Genomic DNA, 4,856 nt, shown 5'->3' on the forward strand with positions numbered 1-4,856 from the left:
TGCGATAACTGATTTTAAGTTTAATACCAACTGAGTATTCTTGAAGATGAAAACAGAGAGGGAATTTACCCTTATATCTAAACTATGACTGTGATTTTTGTCACACCCCAATGAAGATGCATATTTGGTTCTCGCTCACAGATTCAAAAACATTAAGGTAACTCATTTTAATTTGGCAGAGAACACAATATTGAGTTCTCTGATCGAATAAAAAGCACCACTCAGTAATTGAGTGGTGCTTATATCAAAATTTCTTTAGTCCGACTATTGACCGTAAGCGACTGAACTTAGGCTGGCCTGATTAGCTTCGTACTAAAATTGTTCCCAATCATCTCCACCACCACCGGACGCGACTTTGCGTGACTGTACTAAGGCAGAATCCTCGTCGGACTTCACTGCTGCTCTCTTCGTAGGTGCTCTATTTGGTAATTTGGCAACTGATGCAGAGCGATTATTTCTTTTAATTGGCATACCCTGTGTATAGCCAGCTCCTCCAGATATTTTAAAGACACTGACTGCTTGAGTCAAAGCTTGCGCCTGATCACTCATAGATTCGGCCGCTGCAGCCGCTTCTTCGACCAAAGCCGCATTTTGTTGCGTAACCTCGTCCATCTGCGTCACAGCCTGATTTACTTGCTCAATACCTGCACTTTGTTCATGAGATGCCGCTGAGATCTCACTCATAATATCGGTTACTCGCTTAACCGCAGTTACAATCTCATCCATCGTGGTACCCGCCTCATCCACCAAACGAGTGCCATCTTCTACTTTAGCTACTGAATCGCTGATCAATTCCTTGATTTCTTTCGCCGCCGCTGCTGAACGTTGCGCCAGCGTGCGCACTTCGGTAGCCACTACCGCAAAACCGCGACCTTGTTCACCCGCACGCGCCGCTTCGACTGCAGCGTTCAGTGCCAGAATGTTGGTCTGAAATGCTATACCATCTATGACACTGATAATATCCACAATCTTCTTGGAGCTTTCATTGATTGAACTCATAGTTTGCACTACCTGGCCAACTACAGCTCCACCTTTTACAGCAACTTCAGATGCTCCTGCCGCCAACTGATTGGCTTGACGCGCATTATCGGCATTTTGCTTCACGGTAGAGGTCAATTCTTCCATGGAAGATGCGGTTTCTTCCAGGCTAGATGCCTGCTCCTCGGTACGCTGACTCAAATCAGTATTGCCTGAAGCAATCTCACCAGAGGCCGTAGCAATCTGATCAGTTCCTGTGCGCACTTTACTGACTAATTCGATCAAGTTTTCGTTCATGGTTTTGAGTGCTTGCAATAAACGTCCGGTTTCATTGGTTGAATTGACCTCAATTCGGCTAGTCAGATCACCTGATGCCACTGCATTCGCAACCACAACCGCTTCATTTAGCGGACCAACAATGGCACGAATCATAAGTAGGCCAATAATAATCGCCAGAACCACACCCAATCCTATCGCGGCACCGGTTATCGTAAATACAAAATTATAATTGCTTTGCGCTTCTGCATATTCCTGACCTGCAACTTTTGATTGCAATTCAATCAAATCAAACATAGTTTGATGCACTGCATCAAAGCTTGGCGCCGCATCATTTGTAGCATTATCAGCAGCCACCTCAAAATTCCCTGCCATGGCCAGATTCATTGTACGATCACGAGCTTCTTTATATATCGGCCATTGTTGCGCAAAATTATTCGCCAACTTTTCCTCTTCAGGCGTCAAGTAAGTAGCCATAAATTTCTGCCATGTGACATTGATTTCAGCATCCCTTTCAGCTGTCATTGCAGCACGCTGCTTTGCAACCGCAACATCTTGTATATTAGCTGCCATTACTGCATTGAGACGAACACGATGCATCCGGTCGAGTATCAAACTCAGATCTCCCAGAACTACCGTGCGATCTTGATAAACCGTTTTTAAACCATCATTAGATTGATCGATGCCATACAAACCCAAGGCACCAACACCTACCAACAATACCGACAACATGCCTATTACCAATGCCAATTTCGACTTTATCGTCATATTCTTCAACATAAAAACCTCCTAAAAATCCACAATTCGTTCCAAATCTATAGAAAAACTTATCAGAATCTCATCAATCTATGCTTTGCTCAATCAACTCCATGCCACTGCTGCTCATCAGTTTTTCGATATCAATCAATATCAACATGCGTTCGCCGACGGCACCCAGCCCCATAATGTACTCAGTATCAATTACTGAGCCTAATCCCGGTGTAGGCCTCATTTGTTCTGCTTCCAAAGTAATTACATCTGACACACCATCCACTACGACTCCTACGACACGCCCGGATACATTTAAAATAATTACCACGGTAAATTGATCATACGTCACATCACTTAGCTTGAATTTAATCCGCATATCGATAATGGGCACGATAATTCCACGCAAATTAACTACACCTTTGATAAAATTTGGCGCATTGGCAATCTGAGTAATAGCATCATAACCACGAATTTCCTGTACTTTAAGAATCTCTATCCCATATTCTTCCTTGCCTAGGCAAAAAGTTAGAAACTCGTTGTTTAAATGACTATCTGCTAAACTTGCGATTCGTTCTTGCAACATAAATCTCACTCCATCTTCTATATGAAAAACACGAACTCTGTGCTAGCTCGCAGGTAATGATTTACGGAAAAAGGAATATTTTCTTAAATGAGTTTGCAGATTTTAATAGAATCGGTAATCAATCAAACTGGGAATAGGCAAGCAAAATCACTTTATATCTGTAAAAATAATAACTATAAAAAGATTATTCATTATTAGCCATAATTAAATGATTTTATAGGTTTTTTATTCAGATGATTACCTGACTACAGGATGAATTATTTTATTACGCGTGATACAAACTAAGTCTATAATTACAAAGGATAACTACAAAATGACTATCGCAGGCATGAATCATTTCACGGTATTAAGTAGCAACCTAGATAGAAGCAAGGCTTTTTATATCGATATCTTGGGACTTAAAGAAGGTTATCGTCCACCCTTGGCATCTCCAGGTGCATGGCTTTATGTCGGGAATCAAGCCACATTGCATATCATGGCAGGCAGACCTATGCCAGTCAACGCAGCTGGCGTCATAGATCATATGGCCTTCACCGCATCTAACCTGCAAGCCGTGGTTGATACCTTAAAACAATATAATATCGAGTATGAATTGCACCGCCTCAAGGGATTGGAAATATGGCAATTATTCTGTCATGATCCAGACGGTGCAAAAATTGAACTGGACTTCCCAGCAGATGAACCGGAACCTCGGAAATAAGCTGTTATTTTTTACAGTCCGGACTCTTACCGGCTGCGCGTGCTTGCTGCATCATCTTGTTGGCCTTAGGTAGGAGCGCCCGTAAATCATCAATTCGGGTTTCATGGGACGGATGCGTCGACAGAAACTCTGCCGGTTGCTCCCCTTTGCTGGCCTGCGCCATTTTCTGCCATAATGTAATACTTTCCGCAGGATTAAATCCAGCCTTTGCCATTAATTCAATACCAATTTCATCGGCTTCACTTTCATGCAGACGACTAAACGGCATAATCAAGCCATATTGTGTGCCGACTCCAAGCAAGCCTAATGCGGTTTGTCCCATGGGAGTAGTCGGTGCAGCGACCGCCGCGATGATGGACATTCCCATTTGCGCCCCCAGTTTCTGCGACATCCGTTCATTACTGTGTTTCGCCATCACATGACCAATCTCATGACCGATCACGGAAGCTAACTGATCTTGATTATCGACAAGATCAACCAGCCCAGTATGAACGCCAATTTTATTTCCCGGCAAAGCAAATGCATTCAACGTATCATCTTCAAACACCACCACTTCCCAGTCTCCTCCAACTTCACGAGTAATAGCATTTGCAACGCAACGCACAAACTGATTTTCTCGCGTATTCTGGTTAATTGATTTTTCTTTCTTCATCGTTGTAAATGCCTGCAACCCCATTGCATCAAGCTCACTGTCAGGCATGAAAGCCAGTTGGCTTCTCCCCGTGGGCGTGGTCGCGCAGGCCGCGAGTAAAATAATAATGAATAGAATTAGTAATAATCTGAACTTCATAATTAATATTCTCCGTACGTTGGATCAGCGGATAACCAAGAATATGATATAACTCAATTCTCGACAATAGCATAGGAGACTCAGAATGAGCGATCATATTTATAAAATCATTGAAATTGTTGGCTCATCAACCAAAAGCAGCGATGATGCCATTCAGCTAGCGGTTGCAAAAGCTGGTAAAAGTGTGCGTAACTTGGATTGGTTTGAAGTAGTGGAAACACGCGGGCATATCGTTGATGGCAAAGTTGCACACTACCAAGTGAAGCTTAAAATTGGCTTTCGTTTGGATTAATCCTATTGATTAGGACGGTTGGAAGTGCTCTAGAATGTAGGCAATCTTAGATTATTGAGGCAGTGCATTTCGAGTGAAACTCCAAGGGGGCTAATTGTGCTGAAAAGAACCCCGTATAGGATCAATCGAATATCACTGCTGTCAACAAGAGCCCATAATAGACACATTCCATCTAAATACTTCACGCTATAATTAGCTATCTTAAGTAAAAACCAAACTCTACGTCCATGCAAGAAAAATACCATCCCCAGGAAATTGAAAAAAACGCACAGCAATATTGGGAACAAACATCCGCATTCAAAGCAATCGAAATTCCTGAGAAACCTAAATACTACTGTTTGTCGATGTTTCCCTATCCCTCCGGCAAATTGCATATGGGGCATGTACGAAATTACACCATCGGTGATGTATTGTCGCGATACCGACGTATGCAGGGCTTTAACGTATTGCAACCGATGGGCTGGGACGCGTTCGGTCTCCCGGCAGA

Annotated in this window: 6 protein-coding genes; 3 read left to right on the forward strand and 3 right to left on the reverse strand. The window is 42.9% G+C overall.

Going from position 1 to position 4,856, the window contains the following annotated elements; all coding sequences use genetic code 11:
• Window positions 1–312: 312 nt before the first annotated feature.
• Together Q0C11_RS14325 and Q0C11_RS14330 are read right to left on the reverse strand one after the other, a co-directional pair.
• The gene (locus Q0C11_RS14325) at window positions 313–2,034 is read right to left on the reverse strand and encodes a methyl-accepting chemotaxis protein (RefSeq protein WP_293009122.1); all 1,722 of its coding nucleotides are present in this window, start codon (window positions 2,032–2,034) and stop codon (window positions 313–315) included.
• Window positions 2,035–2,095: 61 nt separating this feature from the next.
• Window positions 2,096–2,587 (reverse strand): chemotaxis protein CheW, encoded by a 492-nt coding sequence (locus Q0C11_RS14330; RefSeq protein WP_293009124.1) that lies wholly within the window; start codon window positions 2,585–2,587, stop codon window positions 2,096–2,098.
• Window positions 2,588–2,900: 313 nt separating this feature from the next.
• Here Q0C11_RS14330 and Q0C11_RS14335 point away from each other — a divergent pair, with 313 nt between their 5' ends.
• The gene (locus Q0C11_RS14335; protein WP_293009126.1) at window positions 2,901–3,287 is read left to right on the forward strand and encodes a VOC family protein; all 387 of its coding nucleotides are present in this window, start codon (window positions 2,901–2,903) and stop codon (window positions 3,285–3,287) included.
• 4 nt (window positions 3,288–3,291) lie between these two features.
• Here Q0C11_RS14335 and Q0C11_RS14340 read toward each other — a convergent pair whose 3' ends face one another.
• Complete coding sequence (locus tag Q0C11_RS14340; protein ID WP_293009128.1) at window positions 3,292–4,077, reverse strand: M48 family metallopeptidase; 786 nt, start codon at window positions 4,075–4,077, stop codon at window positions 3,292–3,294.
• 85 nt (window positions 4,078–4,162) lie between these two features.
• Between Q0C11_RS14340 and Q0C11_RS14345 the strand changes: the two genes are divergently transcribed.
• Entirely contained in the window at window positions 4,163–4,369 is a 207-nt protein-coding gene (locus tag Q0C11_RS14345; RefSeq protein ID WP_293009130.1) for a dodecin, read from the forward strand.
• A gap of 227 nt (window positions 4,370–4,596) precedes the next feature.
• On the forward strand, window positions 4,597–4,856 hold a 260-nt coding region (locus tag Q0C11_RS14350; RefSeq protein WP_293009132.1), incomplete at its 3' end, for a class I tRNA ligase family protein.

Source organism: Nitrosomonas sp., from assembly GCF_022842015.1.
In the GTDB taxonomy this organism is placed as follows: domain Bacteria; phylum Pseudomonadota; class Gammaproteobacteria; order Burkholderiales; family Nitrosomonadaceae; genus Nitrosomonas.

Bases quoted from the DNA above. Each gene is read 5' to 3' on its own strand.
- Q0C11_RS14325 (WP_293009122.1), bottom strand. From the start codon at position 2,034: ATGTTGAAGAATATGACGATAAAGTCGAAATTGGCATTGGTAATAGGC.
- Q0C11_RS14330 (WP_293009124.1), bottom strand. From the start codon at position 2,587: ATGTTGCAAGAACGAATCGCAAGTTTAGCAGATAGTCATTTAAACAAC.
- Q0C11_RS14335 (WP_293009126.1), top strand. From the start codon at position 2,901: ATGACTATCGCAGGCATGAATCATTTCACGGTATTAAGTAGCAACCTA.
- Q0C11_RS14340 (WP_293009128.1), bottom strand. From the start codon at position 4,077: ATGAAGTTCAGATTATTACTAATTCTATTCATTATTATTTTACTCGCG.
- Q0C11_RS14345 (WP_293009130.1), top strand. From the start codon at position 4,163: ATGAGCGATCATATTTATAAAATCATTGAAATTGTTGGCTCATCAACC.